The organism is Micromonospora sp. NPDC048986, from assembly GCF_040649335.1.
Taxonomy (GTDB): domain Bacteria; phylum Actinomycetota; class Actinomycetes; order Mycobacteriales; family Micromonosporaceae; genus Micromonospora; species Micromonospora alfalfae.
The window spans coordinates 77,641-94,307 of record NZ_JBEZFJ010000017.1; the positions used below are offsets into that span (position 1 = coordinate 77,641).

Genomic DNA, 16,667 nt, shown 5'->3' on the forward strand with positions numbered 1-16,667 from the left:
CTGCTCTGCTTGGTCAATCGGTGCTCTTGGTCGTTCCACCGGGCCCGAAAGCGGCGCCCGGGTCAGGCTAGTCCAGGGTCAGCAGGCCCTGTTCGGACACCACGCGCACCGACAACGTCTTGTACCCGACCTCATCGAAGAGGACCGTCATCTTGTCCTCCTCGTAGGAGAGCACCATGCCGGATCCCCACTCCGGGTGCCGCACCTGGCTGTGCACCGGGAACGGCCCGACCGCACCCTGGTCGGCCACGCTGGTGCCGTTGTGGCAGTTGTCGCAGTGGCCGCAGACCTGCGTCATCTGCTCGCCGAAGTAGGCAAGCAGGGTCTGCCCCCGGCAGGCCCGGGTCTCGGCGAAGGCCCGCATCATGTCGGTGCGCGACCGGGTCACTGTCTGCTGGCGCTCCGCCTCGGCCAGCGCCGCGGCGGCGGCGTCGGTCGGGTTGGGGGAGTAACGGGGCGCGCCGATGCGCTGCCGGGCGCGTGGTTCGGCAGCCCCGACCTGCTCCAACAGGGAGAGGTACTGGCCCAGCTTGCGCGGCCCGAGACCGGTGGTCTCGCGCAGCTCGGTCTTGGTGGCCGGCTTCTTGCGCAGCAGCGCGGCCAGGTCGCGCAGCTCCTCGACATCGGGCAGGCCACCGCTGAAGAACCGTTGCAGGCCGACGTCCTCGGCCTGCCAGAGCAGCAGCACCCGGGCCGGTTGCCCGTCGCGTCCGGCCCGGCCGATCTCCTGGAAGTAGCTGTCCGGCGAATCGGGCAGCGCCATGTGCACCACCCAGGCGATGTTGGGCTTGTCGATGCCCATGCCGAACGCCGAGGTCGCCACCATGATGGGGACCTCGTCGGCGAGGAACGCCTCGTGCAGTTCGTGGCGTGCGCCGGCCGCCATCCCACCGTGGTAGAACTGCGCCGGGTAACCGGCGTCGGTCAGTCGGGTGGCCAGCTCCTCGGCGGCGCGACGGGTCGGCACGTAGATGATCCCGGGCCGCTCGTCGTCGCTCAGCAGCGCGATCAGTCGCCGCCACCGGTAGTCCTCGGTGGGGCAGTGCGCGACCTCGACGAACAGGTTCGGCCGGTCCAGTCCGGAGACCACCACCTCCGGGTCGCGCAGCCGCAGCCGGGCGATGATGTCGTCGCGTACCGGAGGGGAGGCGGTGGCGGTCAGCGCGACCACCGGCGGCCGGCCGATACCGTCGATGAGGTGCCCGAGCGCCAGGTAGTCGGGTCGGAAGTCGTGCCCCCACGCGGAGATGCAGTGCGCCTCGTCGATCGCCACCAGGGCCGGCTTCAGGGCGGCGACCTCGGCCATTCGCTCGGGATTGCTGAGCTGTTCCGGGGTGATGAAGAGGAACTCAGCCCTGCCCTCGCGGATCTCGGTGATCGCCTCGGCCTGCTGCGTCGGCGACTCGTTCGAGCTGATCCGCACCGCCCGCAGCTCCGGGCGTTGCCGCTCGTTGAGGGAGGCGATCTGATCCTGCTGGAGGGCCAGCAGTGGTGAGATCACCACTGTGGGGCCGGGGATCAGGCTGGCCGGAATCTGGTAGATCGCCGACTTGCCGGCTCCGGTGGGCAGCACCACCAGGGCGTCTCGCCGCTTCATCACGGCGCGCATGGCGGCCAGTTGGTTGGGCCGTAGCGCCTTCCAGCCGAAAAGGCTGCGGGCCGCGCGGCGCAACGTCATCGAGTGCGTGGACAGTTTCATCGAGGGCCGGAGGTACCCGGGCCCATGACCGCCGAAACGCGTTCGGACGATCATGGGCCCGGGTATCGCCCATGCCCCCGATGGCCGGCTCGTTGATCGCCGGCTCAGTGCAGCCGGGGCAGGACCTCACGCTGGTAGAGGTCGAACAGACCCTGGTGGTGCGGTCCGGTGTTGGCCACGTAGACCTCGTCGAAGCCGGCCTTGGCGTACTTGTCGATCATCTCCAGGTGCGCGTCGGCGCTGTTGCCGCAGACGAACGCCTCCTTCAGCATCTCCGGCCTGACCAACTCGGCGGCCTGCTCGAAGTGCCGCGGCGAGGGCAGCACCTGGGACAGCTCACCCGGCACCCCCGCGTTGGGCCAGCGCTCGTAGGCGATGCGCAGCCCCGCCTCCTCGCTGTCCGCGTACGCCGCCTTGAAGCCGGCCTGGCACGGCTTGTCGCCGCCGCCGTTCTCGCGGAAGCGCCGGACCATCTCGCCGTCGGGCATGGTGCTCAGGTAGCCGTCGCCGATCCGGGCGGCCAGGTCGATGGCCTTCGGCCCGAAGCCCGAGACGTAGATCGGCGGGGGAGCGTCGGGCAGCGTGTAGATCCGGGCGTGCTCCACTGTGTAGTGCTTGCCGTGGTGGTTGACGAAGCCGCCGCCCCACAGCGCGCGCAGCACCTCGACGGCCTCCTCCAACATCTCCAGCCGGACGTCCGCCTGCGGCCAGGCGTCACCGAAGATGTGTTCGTTGAGCGCCTCGCCGCTGCCGACGCCGAGCACGAACCGCCCACCGTGCAGCACCGCGCTGGTCGCCGCCGCCTGCGCGATCACCGCCGGGTGGATCCGCACTGTCGGGCAGGTCACCGCCGTGGTCACCGGTAACGAACAGACCTGGCTGAGCGCGCCGATCGTCGACCAGACGAACGGGCTCTGGCCCTGTGCGTCCACCCAGGGGTGGTAGTGGTCGGAGATCCACAGCGCCTCGAAGCCGGCCTGTTCGGCACCGCGCGCCTGCTCCAGCAACTCGGCTGGCGTGAACTCCTCACTGGACAGAAAGTATCCGATCTTCATGGCTTACCCCTTCGGCACGCGGACCTGCTGATGGGGAGAGCCGTACCCCGGCGGCGCCCGGTCACACCGGTTCTCGCCGTGGGCGGGTCAGCGTCGTCCGAACATCGCCCGGATCGCGGCGAGCAGCAGCAGGGCACCGACCACCAGGCCGAGCAGGCGTACGCCGGGGATGTCAGCCGGGCTCGTCGCGTCGGCCAGCAGGACGGGATCCATCCCCGCACTCTCCCCGGAATGCGGGCCGCCAGGCAACTGTAAGGTTTATTGACTATTGATTCGCTCAGTGTGACCATGGCAGGACCGCCTGCCGGTGGCGGTGCGCCGAGGGCGCGCGAGAGATGGGGTACGGGGGCCGCATGAGCGAGCGCAACCAGCGGATCGACGGGGGCGCACCGTCGCCGGTGATCGAGATCGATCACTGCGAGGGGGCGGCGTGACAACTACCAACGGGCACCTCCCGGTGCTCGCCGCCGCCGTTCTGCAACCCGGCTTCGTCGGCACCACCCCACCCCCATGGGTGTGCCGCTGGCTCGGCGAGGGTCTCGGCTCGGTGGTGCTCTTCGCCCGCAACGTGGTCGACACCGAGCAGGTGACAGCCCTCACCGCGACGCTGCGCGCGGAACGGCCGGACGTCATCGTGGCGATCGACGAGGAGGCCGGCGACGTCACCCGGCTCGAATCGGTGCACGGCAGCTCCCGACCCGGCAACTTCGCCCTCGGCGCTGTCGACGACCCGGAGCTGACCGAGGCCGTCGCCCGGGACCTCGGCGCCGAACTGGCAGCGGCGGGGGTCACCCTCAACTACGCCCCGGACGCCGACGTCAACTCCAATCCGGCGAACCCGGTGATCGGCGTCCGCTCCTTCGGCGCGGACCCGGCGCTGGTCGCGCGGCACACCGCCGCCTGGGTCCGCGGGCTCCAGGCCGGCGGCGTCGGGGCCTGCGCCAAACACTTCCCCGGGCACGGCGACACCCGGGTCGACTCACACCACGACCTGCCCCTGATCACCGCCGACCGGGCCCGGCTGGACGCCTGCGAACTGGCCCCGTTCCGCGCCGCCGTGGCCGCCGGGGTGCAGGCGGTGATGACCGGTCACCTACTGGTGCCCGCGCTCGACCCGCACCTGCCGGCGACGCTGAGCCAGCGCATCCTGGGCGGGTTGCTCCGCGACGAGCTGGGCTTCTCCGGCGTGGTGGTCACCGACGCGGTGGAGATGCGCGCGGTCGCCGACCGGTACGGCTTCGCCGGAGCGACGGTCCGCGCCCTCGCCGCCGGGGCCGACGCCATCTGCATCGGCGGCGAACGGGCCGACGAGCAGTCCGCCCGCGAGCTGCGCGACGCCATCGTGGCCGCCGTCGTCTCCGGTGAGCTGCCCGAGGAACGTCTCGCCGAGGCCGCCAAGCGCGTCGGTCAACTCGCCGCCTGGACGGTGGCCGCCCGCAGCGCCGGCTCGGCCGCAGGACGCGCCGCCCACGTCGGGCTGGTCGCCGCCCGCCGGGCCGTCCGGGTCACCGCCGCTCCGGGCACGACCGTCGCGCTGCCCCTGACCCGCGCGGCACACGTCGTCGAGTTCGAGCCGCTGCGCAACATCGCCATCGGGGCCGAGACCCCGTGGGGGATCGGCGGACCCCTGACCGAGCTGCTGCCCGGCACCAGCACCGTCCGCTACGCCGAACCCGACGTGCCGGCGGACCCGGGCGCCGGGGCGGGCGGTCGCCCCCTGGTCCTGGTCGTCCGCGACCAGCACCGGCACGACTGGATGCGCGACGCCGTGCACCGCGCGTTGGCCGCCCGGCCGGACGCCGTGGTGGTCGAGTTGGGCGTGCCCGAACTGGTCACCGGGGCGGTGCACCTGGCCACCCACGGCGCCACCCGGGCCAGTGGGCAGGCTGCCGCCGAGGTGCTCACCGGCGCCGGCCTTCCCTAGGGAAGATCGGCCACCAGGTCGGCGTACTCGGGGTGCTTGTCGATGAACGCGGCCATGAAAGGGCACTGCGGCACCACTGTCGTGCCGCGTGCCCGGAGCTGGTCCAGGGTGCCGCGGATCAGCGCGCCGCCCACCCCCTTGCCCTGAAAGCCCTTGTCCACCTCGGTGTGGGTGAAGACCAGGACCTCCCCGCGCGGCAGGTACGCGGTGAAGCCGGCCAGCGCGTCGTCGACCAGGATCTCGAAGCGGTGCTTCGCCGGGTTGTCCTCGACCAGGGTGCTCATCCGGCCATTCTCCCCGCCGCCTCGGCCAGCGCGTCGAGTTCGCCGAGCAAGCGGTCCACCTCGTCGGCGGTGTTGTAGTGGTAGATGCTGGCCCGCACCGCGCCGCCGCTGTCGCGCAGACCCATCAGCTGGAAGTACTCGTAGGCGTAGTAGTCGCCGACGGAGAGGCAGAACCCGGCGGCGCCCAACGCCTCCTGGGTGGCCGCCGGCGACATCCCGGCGACCCGGAACGAGACCGTCGGGCAGCGCCGCGCCGGCGAGCCGTAGACGGTGATCGCCGGCCGCTGGGCGAACCCGGCGAGCAGCCGGTCCAGCAGGGCCTCCTCGTGCGCCTGGGCGGCCGTCAGCCCGGCCCGCAGCCGCGCCCGCCGGTCGCCGACCGCGTCCGGGTCCAGCCCGGCCAGGTGATCCACGGCGGCGGCCACACCGGCCAGCAGCGGGAAGCTCGGCGTGCCGTACTCGAACCGGTCCGGCACCGCGTCGGAGGACGGCACCAGCTTCGCCGGGCGCAGCGCCGCCCAGCGGGCCGGGTCCGCCACCATCGCCGCCAGGTGCGGACCAGACCACTTGTACGCGCTGGTGACCAGCACGTCCGCGCCGAGCGACGTCAGGTCGGTCGGCCCGTGCGGAACCGAGTGCACCCCGTCGACGCAGACCAACGCGCCGACCGCGTGCGCGGTCTTGGCGATCGCCGCCACGTCCGGCACGGTGCCGATGGCGTTGCTGCCGGCAGTCACAGCGACCAGCCGGGTCCGCTCGCCCACCAGGTCGGCGTACTGGGCCGCGGGCAGCTCACCGGTGTGCCTGTCGACCTCGGCCCAGCGCACCGTCGCGCCGGCCGCCTCGGCGGCCCGCACCCACGGCCGGACGTTCGCGTCGTGGTCGAGCCGGGAGACCACCACCTCGTCGCCGGGCCGCCAGGCCGCGCCGAGCGTGCGGGCCAGCGTGTACGTCAGCGCTGTCGCGCTCGGGCCGAGCACCACCCCGGCCGGGTCGGCGCCGAGCAGGTCGGCCACCGCCGAACGGGCCTCGGCCACCAACTCCAGCGACCGGCGACCCGGTACGAAGGCGGCACTGCGGTTGCCGATCGCCGATCGCATGGCATCGGTGACCGCGTCGATCACACCGGCCGCGGTCTGGGTGCCCCCGGCACCGTCGAAATGGACGAAGCCCTCGGTCAGGGCGGGATACGCGGCCCGGGTGCGGGCGATGTCGAACGGCATGTCCCGGACCCTAGCCGGTGCTCCCCGTGCCCTGGTCGGCCGCCAGGTGATCACCGTTCAACGGCGGCGTCGCGGATGTCTCGTACTCTTGGCGAGGTGACGAACCGACCCGCCACCATGCCCATTCCCCCCATTCGCCGCGCTGCCGCTCTCTTCGCCGGTCTGGCGCTCGGCCTCGCCGTGCTCGCCGGGTGCAGCTCCCAGGGCGCCTCCACCGACTGCGGGCTGGACGCCTGCACCGTCACCTTCGAGCGGGGTGTCGACGCCAGCGCCACCATCCTGGGCGTCGAGGCCAAACTGGTCGGCGCCGAGGGTGACCAGGTGACCGTCGAGGTCGCCGGTGAGCAGCTCACCCTCACCACCGGCCAGCAGGCCGCCGAGGCCGGCGGCTTCGCCGTCACCCTGGACAGCGTGACCGACCAGCAGGTCAAGATTCGCGTATCGCGCAACCCGGGCAGCTGACCTGGGCGGGCGGCGGTGGCCGACGTTTGGGAATCTTCAGAATCGGAGATTGTGACGCCATGTCACTCACCCGTAGCGCCGAAGCCACCGCCTCCCGTACGGCGGACAGCCGGTGGCTGGAACTCCTCGCCCGGGCCGGCTTCATCGGCTACGGCATCGTCCACCTGCTCTTCGCCTGGTTGGCGTTGCAGATCGCGTTCGGCACGTCGTCCGATGACGGCGACCAGTCCGGCGCGCTGCGTACCCTCTCCGCACAGCCCCTCGGCAAGTTCCTGGTCATCGCCGTCGCGGTCGGCCTGCTCGCGATGGCGATCTGGCAGGCGCTGGAGGCGGCGGTCGGGCACCGCGCCGAGCGCGGCAAGGAGCGGGTCCTGGAACGGCTCGCCTCGGCCGGCCGGACCATCGTCTACCTCTACTTCGCCTGGACCGCCTTCAAGGTCTTCAAGGACGCCGGGTCGAACAGCGCCGACCAGCAGGAGGCGTTGAGCGGCAAGCTGATGACCTCCAGCGGTGGCCGCTGGCTGGTCGGCCTGGCCGGGCTGGTGGTCGCCGCGATCGGCATCGGCCTGGTGATCTACGGTGCCCGCAAGAAGTTCGAGAAGCACCTCAAGACCGGCGAGATGAGCCCGAAGACCCGCCAGCTCTCCCGCCGGCTGGGCATGGCCGGATACATCGCCAAGGGCGTCGCCTACGGCATCTCCGGTCTGCTGGTCATCGTGGCGGCGGTGAACTACGACCCCGAGAAGGCCCGGGGTCTGGACGCCGCCCTGCACACCCTGCAGGAGCAGTCCTACGGCACGTTCCTGCTGGCCCTGGTCGCCCTCGGCATCGCCGCCTTCGGCGTCTACTGCTTCCTCCAGTCCCGGTACCGCAAGGTCTGAGCTGGTCGATACCACGGACATCGGGCACTCTTGGGCTTTTGCCCGGAGTGCCCGACGTCTGGTCGAAGGGGAGCACCGAAGCCGTGCAGAACTATCTCGAAACGGCCGTCGCCGCGCTCGTCGCGGCGGCGGTCGCCCTGTTCCTGGTCGAAGTCGTCCACCGGTTGACCCGGCGGTTCGGCCGCCGGTCACTGCTGCTGACCGAGCTGACCGACCACGCGCACCGCCCGTTCCAGGTCGCCGCAACGGTCCTTGCCGTGCAGTTCGCCGTCCGCTTCAGCACCGGGTACGCGGTCGGCGAGAGCTGGCGGCGACTGCTGCTGCACCTGCTCATCCTCGGCGTCATCGCCACGGTGGCCTGGCTGGTCGCCTGCCTGCTGGTCGTCGTGGAGGACACCGCGCTGGCCCGGTTCCGGGTGGACGTACCCGACAACCGGCACGCCCGGCGGGTACGGACCCAGGTGGTGATGCTGCGCCGACTGACCATCGCGGTGATCGTCATCCTGACCGTGGGCGTGATGCTGATGACGTTCCCCAGCGTGCGGGGCATCGGCGCCGGTGTGCTCACCTCGGCCGGTGTGGTCGGTGTGGTGGCCGCGCTCGCCGCGCAGAGCCTGCTCGGCAACGTCTTCGCCGGCCTCCAACTCGCCTTCAGCGACGCCGTCCGGCTCGACGACGTCGTCGTTGTCGAAGGGGAGTGGGGTCGCATCGAGGAGCTGACACTCAGCTACGTCGTGGTGCAGATCTGGGACGACCGCCGGTTGATCCTGCCCACCTCGTACTTCACCAGCAAACCGTTCCAGAACTGGACCCGGACGGAGGCGGCGGTGCTCGGCACCGCCGAATTCGACGTCGACTGGGCGGTGCCCGTGCAGACCATGCGCGAGGAGCTGCGCCGCCTCGTCGAGGGCACCGAACTGTGGGACGGGCGGGTCTGCGTCCTGCAGGTCACCGACGCCACCGGCGGGACGGTCCGGTTGCGCGCCCTGGTCAGCGCCGCCGACGCGGGCAGCCTGTGGGACCTGCGCTGCCTCGTCCGGGAGCACCTGGTCGCCTGGATCCGGGACAACCGCCCGACCGCGATGCCCCGGCTGCGCACCGAGCTGGGCGACTCCACCAGCAACCTGTCCTGGCAGTGGGTGCAGCCGAGGCGGCCGGCCCGCCGCCCGTCCGACACCGAGGCGCCCGACGACGCCCGGGTCTTCGGCGGCAGCGACGACGGCGACGCCCGCAGCGAAGCCTTCGTAGGCCCCGAAGAAACCCGCCCCTAACCCGCCCCGCCCCCACTGCCGCCCGCCCCTGCCCCGCACCAGGCCGCGCCGGCCCGGCCCCGCGCTCGCGCTCGCCCCGCGCCGCCGCGCCCCCGCAAGATCGTGCAATTTCCTGGTTGTAGTGGCCTGCATCCCCGCCGAGGCCACTACAACCAGGATCGAGCGCGATCTTGCGCGCGCCGCCCGCCCCGGCGGTCATGCACCGGCCGGGCAGGCCCACCCGGCATCGCCTGCCCCACACCTCCCTCAGCGGGTTGATCAAGAGGTTTCGGTCACCCACCCCGGCGTTTCCTGACCGAATCCTCTTGATCACGCGCGGGGAGGGCGGGAGAGGGATGCGGGAGGGCGGGAGAGGGCTGCGGGAGGGCGGGGGAGGGATGCGGGAGGGCGGGGGGAGGGGGTCCGTTGGGGGAGGTTTGGCCAGGCTTGGGTGGGGGATGTGCTGCCGGACGTCTCTGGCGTGATCGCGGCGGCTGGCCGTGGATCGGCGGCGCGGCGTCCGGACAACGGGGACGGTGAGCTGCTTGGCGCGCTTTAGGATTGACGAGCGGCGACTTCGGGCATACAGCGCGGTGATGAGGAAAGGAGGACAGCATGGCTGACGTGGCGAAAGCCCGCACATCCCAGAACGGGAGCGAGCCCTCCACCGCCGAGTTGGTGCAGCGGGCCACCGAGCAGATCTCCCGCCTCGTACGGGACGAACTGACGCTGGCTCGAGCGGAGTTGACCCAGAAGGGTAAGCACGCGGGCATCGGGATCGGCCTGTTCGGCGGCGGTGGCGCGCTCGCGTTCTTTGGTCTGGGTGCGCTGGTCGCCACGGCGATCCTGCTGCTCGACCTGGTGTTGCCCGCCTGGGCCGCGGCGCTGATCGTGGCGGTGGCCTGCTTCCTGGTGGCCGGCATCCTCGCCCTGGTGGGCAAGAAGCAGGTCAGCCGTGCCGTCCCGCCGGTGCCGGCGGCCACGGTCCGTAGCCTCCGGGCAGACATGGACACTGTCACCGCCGCGGTGAAGGACAGGGGGCGGCAATGACCGGTAACGGGACCGGCGACACGGAGGCCCTCCGCGAGGAGATCCGTCGCACCCGGGTCGAGTTGGGCGAGACGATGGAGGCGTTGGCCGCCAAGGCCGACGTCAAGGCGCGTTTGAAGGAGTCCGCCGAGCAGGCCAAGGAGCGGATGCGGGAGCAGGCGGCGCAGACCGTCGCTCGGGTCCGCGGCCAGGCCGCGCGTGGCGCCGGGATGGCGCGGGCGCAGGCGTACGAAAAGGGCGAGTTGGTACGCGCACAGGCGTACGACAAGGGCGAGTTGGTGCGCCGCAACCCGGTGCCGTGGGCGGCCATCGCGGCCGGCGCGGTGGCCACAGTGGTGGTGCTGATGATCGTGCGGGGGAGGCGTAGGTGAGTAAGAGCATCGGCAGGGCCGCGTACCGGCCGGTCGGCGTGTTGATGGGTTTCGCCGCCGGAGCGGTGGCCGGGGCGATCTTCCGGCAGGTCTGGAAGGTCACCGCGGGCGACGGTGAGGCGCCCAACGCGACCGACGAGGATCGCGGCTGGGGCGAGATCCTGGCCGCCGCGGCGTTGCAGGGCGCCATCTTCGCTGTCGTCCGGGCCGCCGTGGACCGGGGCGGCGCGGTCGGCGTACGCCGGATGACCGGCAGCTGGCCGGATTGACCAGCAGCGACTTCAGCCCCCTTTCCGCATCGATGGGAAGGGGGCTTTCGCATGGCATCGCACGCCGCCCAGCGCACCTGAGGCATCCGTCAGGTCACATGTCGGAGAAATTCGTCGGAGAGGTCGTGACAGACTTTTTACCTCCGTGATTTGCTGGTCCCCGCTGTTGCGAGATGGCGTGGGTTGAGAGAAGTCTCCTTCGTGGGGCCGCCTCAGGCACCGCTGCTCAAAAACGGCCAATCGGCCGGACGGCGTGCACGGCCGCCAGTTTTTAGAGGGAGAAACACATGGCTCAGGGAACCGTGAAGTGGTTCAACGCTGACAAGGGCTTCGGCTTCATCACCGTCGATGGTGGGGGTGCTGACGTGTTCGTCCACTTCTCGGCCATCCAGACCAGCGGCTACCGCTCGCTGGAGGAGAACCAGCGGGTGGAGTTCGAGATCGCTCAGGGTCAGAAGGGCCCGCAGGCTGAGCAGGTCCGTCCCATCTGAGTAGGACGGCCGGCCCCCGCCGGCCAGTGGGACGATCCGGTTCAAGGGTCACGGTGAAGCCCCGCATCCCGGTTGGGATGCGGGGCTTTCGCCTGCTCGGGATCGTCGGTGCGGCGAGCGGTCAGCGTCGACGCGAGCGCAGGCCGAGCCAGAGCACCACCAGCCCGGCCGCCGTCACGAGCGGGCCGATCACCGCCCAGATCTTCTCGTCGGTCATCACGCTGCCGCTGACGTAGCCGAGGCCCTGGACCGTCCACACCGCACCGATCACCACGGCCAGCAGGCCGAGGGTGAGCGGAAGCCAACCTCTCATCGCGTCCCCTCTCCGCCGCCCGGGGCGGCGCGCCGCCGTCCAGCATCGCCGGCCGGGTGGTGCGACGCGAGCACCCCGGGCGCGCGGGTCACCACCGGTCGTGCACCTGCGGGCGGATCAGCTCGTCGTAGGTCTCGCGGACGGCTGCCAACTGCTCGTCGGTGAGCGGGGACAGGGTCGCCGCGGCGGCGTTGCGTCGGGCCTGGTCGGCGTCGCGGGCACCGGGGATGACCACTGTGACGCCCGCCTGATCCAACACCCAGCGCAGTGCGAACTGCGCCATGGTGCGGTCCGCGTCGACGAGCGGGGCGAGCCGGCGTACGGCGGCCAGACCTCGATCGAAGTCGACTCCGGAGAACGTCTCCCCGACGTCGAAGGCCGCGCCGTGCCGGTTGTAGTTGCGGTGGTCGTCGGCGGGGAACTCGGTGTGCTCGTCGTAGCGGCCGGAGAGCAGGCCACTGGCGAGCGGCACGCGGGCGATGATGCCGACACCGGCCGCCGCCGCGGCCGGCAGCACCCGCTCCAGGGGCTTGTGGCGGACCGCGTTGAGGATGATCTGGACGCTCGCCACCCCCGGTCGGGCGATCGCGGTGAGGGCCTGGTCGCAGGTCTCGACGCTGACCCCGTACCCGGCGATGGCCTTCTCGGCGACCAGGGTGTCCAGGCCGTCGAAGACCTCGTCGGAGGAGAAGACGGCGGTGGGCGGGCAGTGCAACTGGACCAGGTCCAGGGTGTCCATCCCCAGGTTGGCCCGGGAGCGGTCGGTCCACTGCCGGAAGTTGGCCAGGGTGTACGCCTCCGGCTGCTGCTCGACGCGGCGGCCCATCTTGGTGGCGACGGTCAGCCCGGCGTCGGGTCGGGTGCGCAGGAAGCGGCCGATCAGCTGCTCGCTGCGGCCGTCGCCGTACACGTCGGCGGTGTCGAGGAAGGTGACCCCGGCGTCCACGGCGGCGGCGAGCACCGCCATCGCGTCGTCCTCGCTGACGGTGCCCCAGTCGGCGCCGAGTTGCCACGCGCCCAGGCCGACCGCGCCAACGGTCCGGCCGAGCCGGTTGAAGCTGCGCTGTTCCATGCCCCGAGCCTAGTGATCGGGTTGCCGCAGTGCCACGCGAGCCGTACCGTAAGCAGTACGGACGTACGGTTTGGGAGGCGACCATGTGGGACCCGACGACCTACCTGCGCTTCGGCGACGAGCGATCCCGGCCGTTCCACGACCTCCTGGCCCGGATCCCGGCCGAGCGACCCCGGGCGGTGGTCGACCTCGGCTGCGGCCCCGGCCAGCTCACCGCCGTCCTCGCCGAACGGTGGCCGACCAGCCGGGTGCGCGCCCTCGACGCCTCACCCGAGATGATCGAGCGGGCCGAGGCCCTCGGCGCGCCTGTCGACTTCGCGGTCGCCGACCTGCGCGACTGGGTCCCGGCCGGCGACGAGGACGTGGTGGTCAGCAACGCGGCGCTGCAGTGGGTGCCCGGCCACCAGGAGCTGCTGCGCCGGTGGGCCGCCCAGCTGCCCGCCGGGGCGTGGCTCGCCGTGCAGGTCCCCGGCAACTTCGACGCCGACTCGCACCGCGCCCTGCGGGAGGTCGCCAACCGGCCGACCTGGCGGGCCGACATCGCCCCGCTACTGCGCGCGGACCCGGTGGACGACCCGGCCGACTACGCGGCGCTGCTGACCGCCGCCGGCTGCGCGGTGGACGCCTGGGAGACTACCTACGTGCACCTGCTGCCGGCTCGACCCGCCGCCGAGCACCCGGTGCTGGCCTGGATGGAGGGCACCGCGCTGCGCCCGGTCCGGGCCGCGCTGGACGCCGCCGGCTGGTCCGCCTTCCGGGCCGAGCTGGGAGTACGGCTCACCGCGGCGTACCCGGTGCGGCAGGGTCAGGTGTACTTCCCGTTCCGCCGCGTCTTCGTCGTCGCCCGCACCGGCGACCATGCCCAGGAGAACAAGTGACCGACCTGTCCACCTTCATCGCCGGCCTGCCCAAGGTGGAGCTGCACGTGCACCACGTCGGCTCGGCCCTGCCCCGGATCGTCGCCGAGTTGGCGGCGCGCCACGAGGGGCGCACCCCCGTTCCGGCCGACCCGGACGCGCTCGCCAGCTACTTCGAGTTCCGCGACTTCGCGCACTTCATCGAGGTCTACCTGAGCGTCGTGGATCTCATCCGCGACCCGGAGGACGTCTGGATCCTCACCCACGAGGTGGCCCGCGAGCTGGCCCGCCAACAGGTCCGCTACGCGGAGCTGACCATCACCCCGTACTCGCACGTCCGGCGGGGCATTCCCGCGCCGGCGTTCTGCGAGGCCATCGAGGACGCCCGCAAGCGCGCCCTGGCCGACTTCGGCATCGAGCTGCGCTGGTGCTTCGACATCCCCGGCGAGGCGGGCCTGCCGGCTGCCGAGGAGACGCTGCGCATCGCGCTCGACGAACGCCCGGACGGGCTGGTCAGTTTCGGTCTGGGCGGCCCGGAGATCGGCGTACCCCGGCCGCAGTTCCGGCCCTACTTCGATCAGGCCCGCGCCGCCGGCCTGCGCTCGGTGCCGCACGCGGGGGAGACCACCGGGCCGCAGACCGTCTGGGACGCGCTGAACGAGTTGGGTGCCGAGCGGATCGGGCACGGCATCTCCGCCGCGCAGGACCCGCAGCTGCTCGCGTACCTGGCCGAGCGGCAGATCGGGATGGAGATCTGCCCGACGTCCAACGTCCGTACCCGGGCGGTGGCCACCCTCGACGAGCACCCGCTGCCCCGGCTGGTCGAGGCCGGGCTGCTGGTCACCATCAACTCCGACGACCCGCCGATGTTCGGCACCACCCTCAACGACGAGTACGCGGTGGCCGCCCGCCTGCTCGGTGTCGGCGCCGAAGGGTTGGCCGGGCTGGCCCGCAACGCGGTGACCGCGTCCTTCCTGGACGCCGCCGGCCAGCAGCGGATCCTCGCCGAGATCGACGCGTACCTCGCCACCGCCGGCTGACCCGGTCGGCCGCTCGGGTGCCGGCCGGGCCGGTTGGTTGAGCTGGGCCGGTTGGTTGAGCTGGGCCGGTTGGTTGAGCAGGGCGCGCGGCGGGAGCGTGGGTGTGGGGGGACCTGTGGCTCCCGCCGCGCGCGCGGCTCCACCGGCCGGGGGTGCGTGGTGCGCTCGGCCGGTGGAACTGGTGGGTTCGTGCTGTGATCCTGTCAGCCCGCAGCCGATCCGACGCCGTCGTTAACCGCGATCTAAGGAAGACTTGCGCCGGCGCACAGCCCCGGGTCCGGCCGGGTCAGTCGTCGGTGGGGCGCTGGCGGGGCCAGCGACGTCCGGTGGCCTTCGTGTCCCGCGCGTCACGGGCCATCCGACCGACCAGACCGAAGCGGCTGACCTGCCGGGGCGTCGCCTCCGGGTCGGCGAGCAGCATCACCACACTGGCCCCGCCCAGCCGGGCGCGGTCGATGCTCACCGAGCCGTTGGCCTGCAACGCGACCCGCTTGGCGATGTCCAGCCCGAGCCCGGTCGAGCCCTGGTCACTGGCGCCCCGGCGCAGCGCCCGGTCCGGGTTGGCGATGCCGGGGCCGGCGTCGTCGATCCGGATCGCCACGTAACCGTCGCGCCGGGACACCGCCACCTCGAACGCGGTGCCCTGCGGCGTGTAGCGGAAGACGTTGCCGATCACCGCGTCCAGCGCGGCGGCCAGTTCGGCCCGCGGCACCGGCGCCGGGATACGCAGCTGGGCGCCGTTGACCCGGTGCGGCCGGTTCTGGTCGCCGGCCAACGCCGCCCAGAACACCATCCGGTCCCGGACCACCTCGCTGACGTCGCACATCGCCGGCCCGGCCTCGAGCGCCACCGTCTTACGGGTGGTCTTGATCAGCACGTCGATCTCACCCTCCAGGGTGACGATCGCCTGCCGGATCCGCCGGATCCCGCGCAGCCGGTCCAACTCCGCCGGGCTGAACGAACCCACGCTGGTGTCGTCGGACTCCAACGCCTCCGCGTCCAACCGCAGCACCGTCAACGGGGTACGCAGACGATGAGACAGGTCGGCGACCAACTCCCGCTCGTCGGTGCGGGCCGCGTCCAGGCGGTCCGCCATCCGGTTGAAGGCGTACCCGGCCTCGGCCAGCTCGCGCGGACCGGTCGGCTCGACGCGTACGCCGAGGTCGCCGTCGCCGATGGAGAGCGCGGCCTTGACCAGACCGCGGGTGGAGTCCACCGCGCGGGCAGCGACCCGGTCGACCACCAGCACCGCCGCGCCGGCCATCGCCGCGCCGACGGCGAACAGCAGCAACCAGGTGCCGCCGGCGCCCTCGCCCAGCGTCGACTCCGGTAGGAACACCTCGACCACCGCCGTGCGGTCACCGAGGACGACCGGATCGAGCCGGGCCGCGCCCCCGTCGACGTCGACCACCAACGACTGACGCTCGGAGCGGGCCCGGTCCAGGTCGCTGCCGCTGGCCCGACCAGCGGATTCGTCCAATCCCAACCCGTGCACCACGGGCCGGGTGGGGGCACCTTCGGCGCTGGCCACCACGGCACGCTCGACGACCGCCGGGTCGGTGCTCACCGCCAGCGCACCCGTCACCAGCGCGCTGCGCCGCGCCGCGTCGGCGATCGCCTCGTCCCGACTCTGCTCGCGCAGGCTGAGACCGAGCGGGATCAGGAACGCGAGCGCCACGAGACTGCACATGCCGGCCGTGAGCAGGGCCAGCGCCGTCCTCAGTCCGGTGCCACCAGCCGGAATCCGACCCCCCGCACGGTGCGCAGGTAGCGCGGCTTCGCCGCGGACTCGCCCATCTTTCTGCGGAGCCAGTACAGGTGAACGTCGATGGTCTGATCCTCGCCGACCGATGGCTGCCGCCATACCTCCTCCAAGAGCTCCCGGCGGGACACTACCCGCCCAGGTCGTGCGGCGAGATACGCCAACAGGTCGAATTCCTTGCGGGTCAGCGCCAGCGGCTCCCCGTCGAGCTGGGCGCTGCGCTCGCCCACGTCCACCCGCAGCCCGCCGACGCTGTGCACAGCCGGCTGCACGGACCGACTGGCCCGGCCGGCCCGGCGCAGCACTGTGGTGATCCGGGCGTCCAGGTGCGCCCCGGTGAACGGTTTGACCATGTAGTCGTCGGCGCCGGCGCGCAGCAGCTTGACCACCGACTGCTCGTCGTCGCGGGCGGTGGCGATGATGATCGGAACGTCGGTGATGCCGCGCAACATCCGCAGCGCGTCCGAGCCGTCCAGGTCGGGTAGGCCGAGGTCGAGCACCACCAGGTCGGGTGTCTCCGCGGCGACCCGACGCAGGGCGTCCAACGCCGTACCCACGGCGTGCACGGCGTGCCCCCGGTCGGTGAGGGACCGCAGCATCGCGCCGCGTACGACGTGATCGTCTTCGACCAGGAGCACGGAGGCCACGACAAGACCGTACTTGG

19 protein-coding genes are annotated in these 16,667 nt (G+C 72.1%); 10 read left to right on the plus strand and 9 right to left on the minus strand.

Going from position 1 to position 16,667, the window contains the following annotated elements; all coding sequences use genetic code 11:
- Positions 1 to 67: 67 nt before the first annotated feature.
- The 3 genes from AB0B94_RS28720 to AB0B94_RS28730 form a co-directional block, all read right to left on the minus strand.
- A complete protein-coding gene (locus AB0B94_RS28720; RefSeq protein WP_357287381.1) occupies positions 68 to 1,699 on the minus strand; it encodes a RecQ family ATP-dependent DNA helicase in 1,632 nt (543 codons plus the stop codon).
- Between the two features lie 104 nt (positions 1,700 to 1,803).
- Positions 1,804 to 2,754, minus strand: a complete 951-nt coding sequence (locus AB0B94_RS28725) for a TIGR03557 family F420-dependent LLM class oxidoreductase (protein ID WP_357287384.1) — start codon at positions 2,752 to 2,754, stop codon at positions 1,804 to 1,806.
- A gap of 87 nt (positions 2,755 to 2,841) precedes the next feature.
- A complete protein-coding gene (locus tag AB0B94_RS28730) occupies positions 2,842 to 2,967 on the minus strand; it encodes a hypothetical protein (protein ID WP_255750123.1) in 126 nt (41 codons plus the stop codon).
- 217 nt (positions 2,968 to 3,184) lie between these two features.
- Here AB0B94_RS28730 and AB0B94_RS28735 point away from each other — a divergent pair, with 217 nt between their 5' ends.
- Entirely contained in the window at positions 3,185 to 4,678 is a 1,494-nt protein-coding gene (locus AB0B94_RS28735; protein ID WP_357287387.1) for a glycoside hydrolase family 3 N-terminal domain-containing protein, read from the plus strand.
- Here AB0B94_RS28735 and AB0B94_RS28740 read toward each other — a convergent pair.
- A complete protein-coding gene (locus AB0B94_RS28740) occupies positions 4,675 to 4,962 on the minus strand; it encodes a GNAT family N-acetyltransferase (protein ID WP_357287390.1) in 288 nt (95 codons plus the stop codon). The two genes, AB0B94_RS28735 and AB0B94_RS28740, sit on opposite strands and share 4 nt — an antisense overlap.
- Positions 4,959 to 6,185 carry a cysteine desulfurase-like protein gene (locus AB0B94_RS28745; RefSeq protein ID WP_357287393.1) on the minus strand — a complete coding sequence of 409 codons (1,227 nt, stop codon included), beginning with the start codon at positions 6,183 to 6,185 and terminating at the stop codon, positions 4,959 to 4,961. The genes AB0B94_RS28740 and AB0B94_RS28745 overlap by 4 nt, the downstream gene beginning before the upstream one ends.
- Positions 6,186 to 6,302: 117 nt before the next feature.
- Here AB0B94_RS28745 and AB0B94_RS28750 point away from each other — a divergent pair, with 117 nt between their 5' ends.
- The 7 genes from AB0B94_RS28750 (at position 6,303) to AB0B94_RS28780 (ending at position 10,959) form a co-directional block, all read left to right on the plus strand.
- Positions 6,303 to 6,647 carry a hypothetical protein gene (locus tag AB0B94_RS28750; protein WP_357287595.1) on the plus strand — a complete coding sequence of 115 codons (345 nt, stop codon included), beginning with the start codon at positions 6,303 to 6,305 and terminating at the stop codon, positions 6,645 to 6,647.
- Positions 6,648 to 6,706: 59 nt separating this feature from the next.
- Complete coding sequence (locus AB0B94_RS28755; protein WP_238669947.1) at positions 6,707 to 7,528, plus strand: DUF1206 domain-containing protein; 822 nt, start codon at positions 6,707 to 6,709, stop codon at positions 7,526 to 7,528.
- Positions 7,529 to 7,611: 83 nt separating this feature from the next.
- Positions 7,612 to 8,799 (plus strand): mechanosensitive ion channel domain-containing protein, encoded by a 1,188-nt coding sequence (locus AB0B94_RS28760; RefSeq protein WP_238669948.1) that lies wholly within the window; start codon positions 7,612 to 7,614, stop codon positions 8,797 to 8,799.
- A gap of 594 nt (positions 8,800 to 9,393) precedes the next feature.
- Positions 9,394 to 9,828: a phage holin family protein gene (locus AB0B94_RS28765; RefSeq protein WP_030338239.1), complete on the plus strand. Its 435-nt coding sequence runs from the start codon at positions 9,394 to 9,396 to the stop codon at positions 9,826 to 9,828.
- The gene (locus AB0B94_RS28770; RefSeq protein ID WP_196927356.1) at positions 9,825 to 10,199 is read left to right on the plus strand and encodes a DUF3618 domain-containing protein; all 375 of its coding nucleotides are present in this window, start codon (positions 9,825 to 9,827) and stop codon (positions 10,197 to 10,199) included. Before AB0B94_RS28765 ends, AB0B94_RS28770 begins: the two co-directional genes overlap by 4 nt.
- Positions 10,196 to 10,468 (plus strand): DUF4235 domain-containing protein, encoded by a 273-nt coding sequence (locus AB0B94_RS28775; RefSeq protein WP_357287398.1) that lies wholly within the window; start codon positions 10,196 to 10,198, stop codon positions 10,466 to 10,468. The genes AB0B94_RS28770 and AB0B94_RS28775 overlap by 4 nt, the downstream gene beginning before the upstream one ends.
- A 287-nt stretch (positions 10,469 to 10,755) precedes the next feature.
- Positions 10,756 to 10,959, plus strand: coding sequence for a cold-shock protein (locus AB0B94_RS28780; RefSeq protein ID WP_030338233.1), 204 nt, complete (start codon positions 10,756 to 10,758; stop codon positions 10,957 to 10,959).
- A gap of 121 nt (positions 10,960 to 11,080) precedes the next feature.
- On the opposite strand, the gene AB0B94_RS28785 is transcribed toward AB0B94_RS28780, so the two are convergent.
- Together AB0B94_RS28785 and AB0B94_RS28790 are read right to left on the minus strand one after the other, a co-directional pair.
- Positions 11,081 to 11,272 (minus strand): hypothetical protein, encoded by a 192-nt coding sequence (locus AB0B94_RS28785; RefSeq protein WP_238671989.1) that lies wholly within the window; start codon positions 11,270 to 11,272, stop codon positions 11,081 to 11,083.
- Positions 11,273 to 11,360: 88 nt separating this feature from the next.
- Complete coding sequence (locus tag AB0B94_RS28790) at positions 11,361 to 12,344, minus strand: aldo/keto reductase (RefSeq protein WP_357287403.1); 984 nt, start codon at positions 12,342 to 12,344, stop codon at positions 11,361 to 11,363.
- A 29-nt stretch (positions 12,345 to 12,373) separates the two neighbouring features.
- On the opposite strand from AB0B94_RS28790, the gene AB0B94_RS28795 reads away from it, so the two are divergent.
- Both AB0B94_RS28795 and AB0B94_RS28800 read left to right on the plus strand, forming a co-directional pair.
- On the plus strand, positions 12,374 to 13,222 hold the full coding sequence (locus AB0B94_RS28795) for a trans-aconitate 2-methyltransferase (protein WP_357287406.1): 849 nt from the start codon (positions 12,374 to 12,376) through the stop codon (positions 13,220 to 13,222).
- A complete protein-coding gene (locus AB0B94_RS28800; protein ID WP_350855855.1) occupies positions 13,219 to 14,241 on the plus strand; it encodes an adenosine deaminase in 1,023 nt (340 codons plus the stop codon). The genes AB0B94_RS28795 and AB0B94_RS28800 overlap by 4 nt, the downstream gene beginning before the upstream one ends.
- 286 nt (positions 14,242 to 14,527) lie before the next feature.
- Here AB0B94_RS28800 and AB0B94_RS28805 read toward each other — a convergent pair whose 3' ends face one another.
- Both AB0B94_RS28805 and AB0B94_RS28810 read right to left on the minus strand, forming a co-directional pair.
- Positions 14,528 to 15,931 (minus strand): HAMP domain-containing sensor histidine kinase, encoded by a 1,404-nt coding sequence (locus AB0B94_RS28805; RefSeq protein ID WP_357287410.1) that lies wholly within the window; start codon positions 15,929 to 15,931, stop codon positions 14,528 to 14,530.
- 29 nt (positions 15,932 to 15,960) lie between these two features.
- Positions 15,961 to 16,650 carry a response regulator transcription factor gene (locus tag AB0B94_RS28810; protein WP_091401712.1) on the minus strand — a complete coding sequence of 230 codons (690 nt, stop codon included), beginning with the start codon at positions 16,648 to 16,650 and terminating at the stop codon, positions 15,961 to 15,963.
- Positions 16,651 to 16,667: the final 17 nt, after the last annotated feature.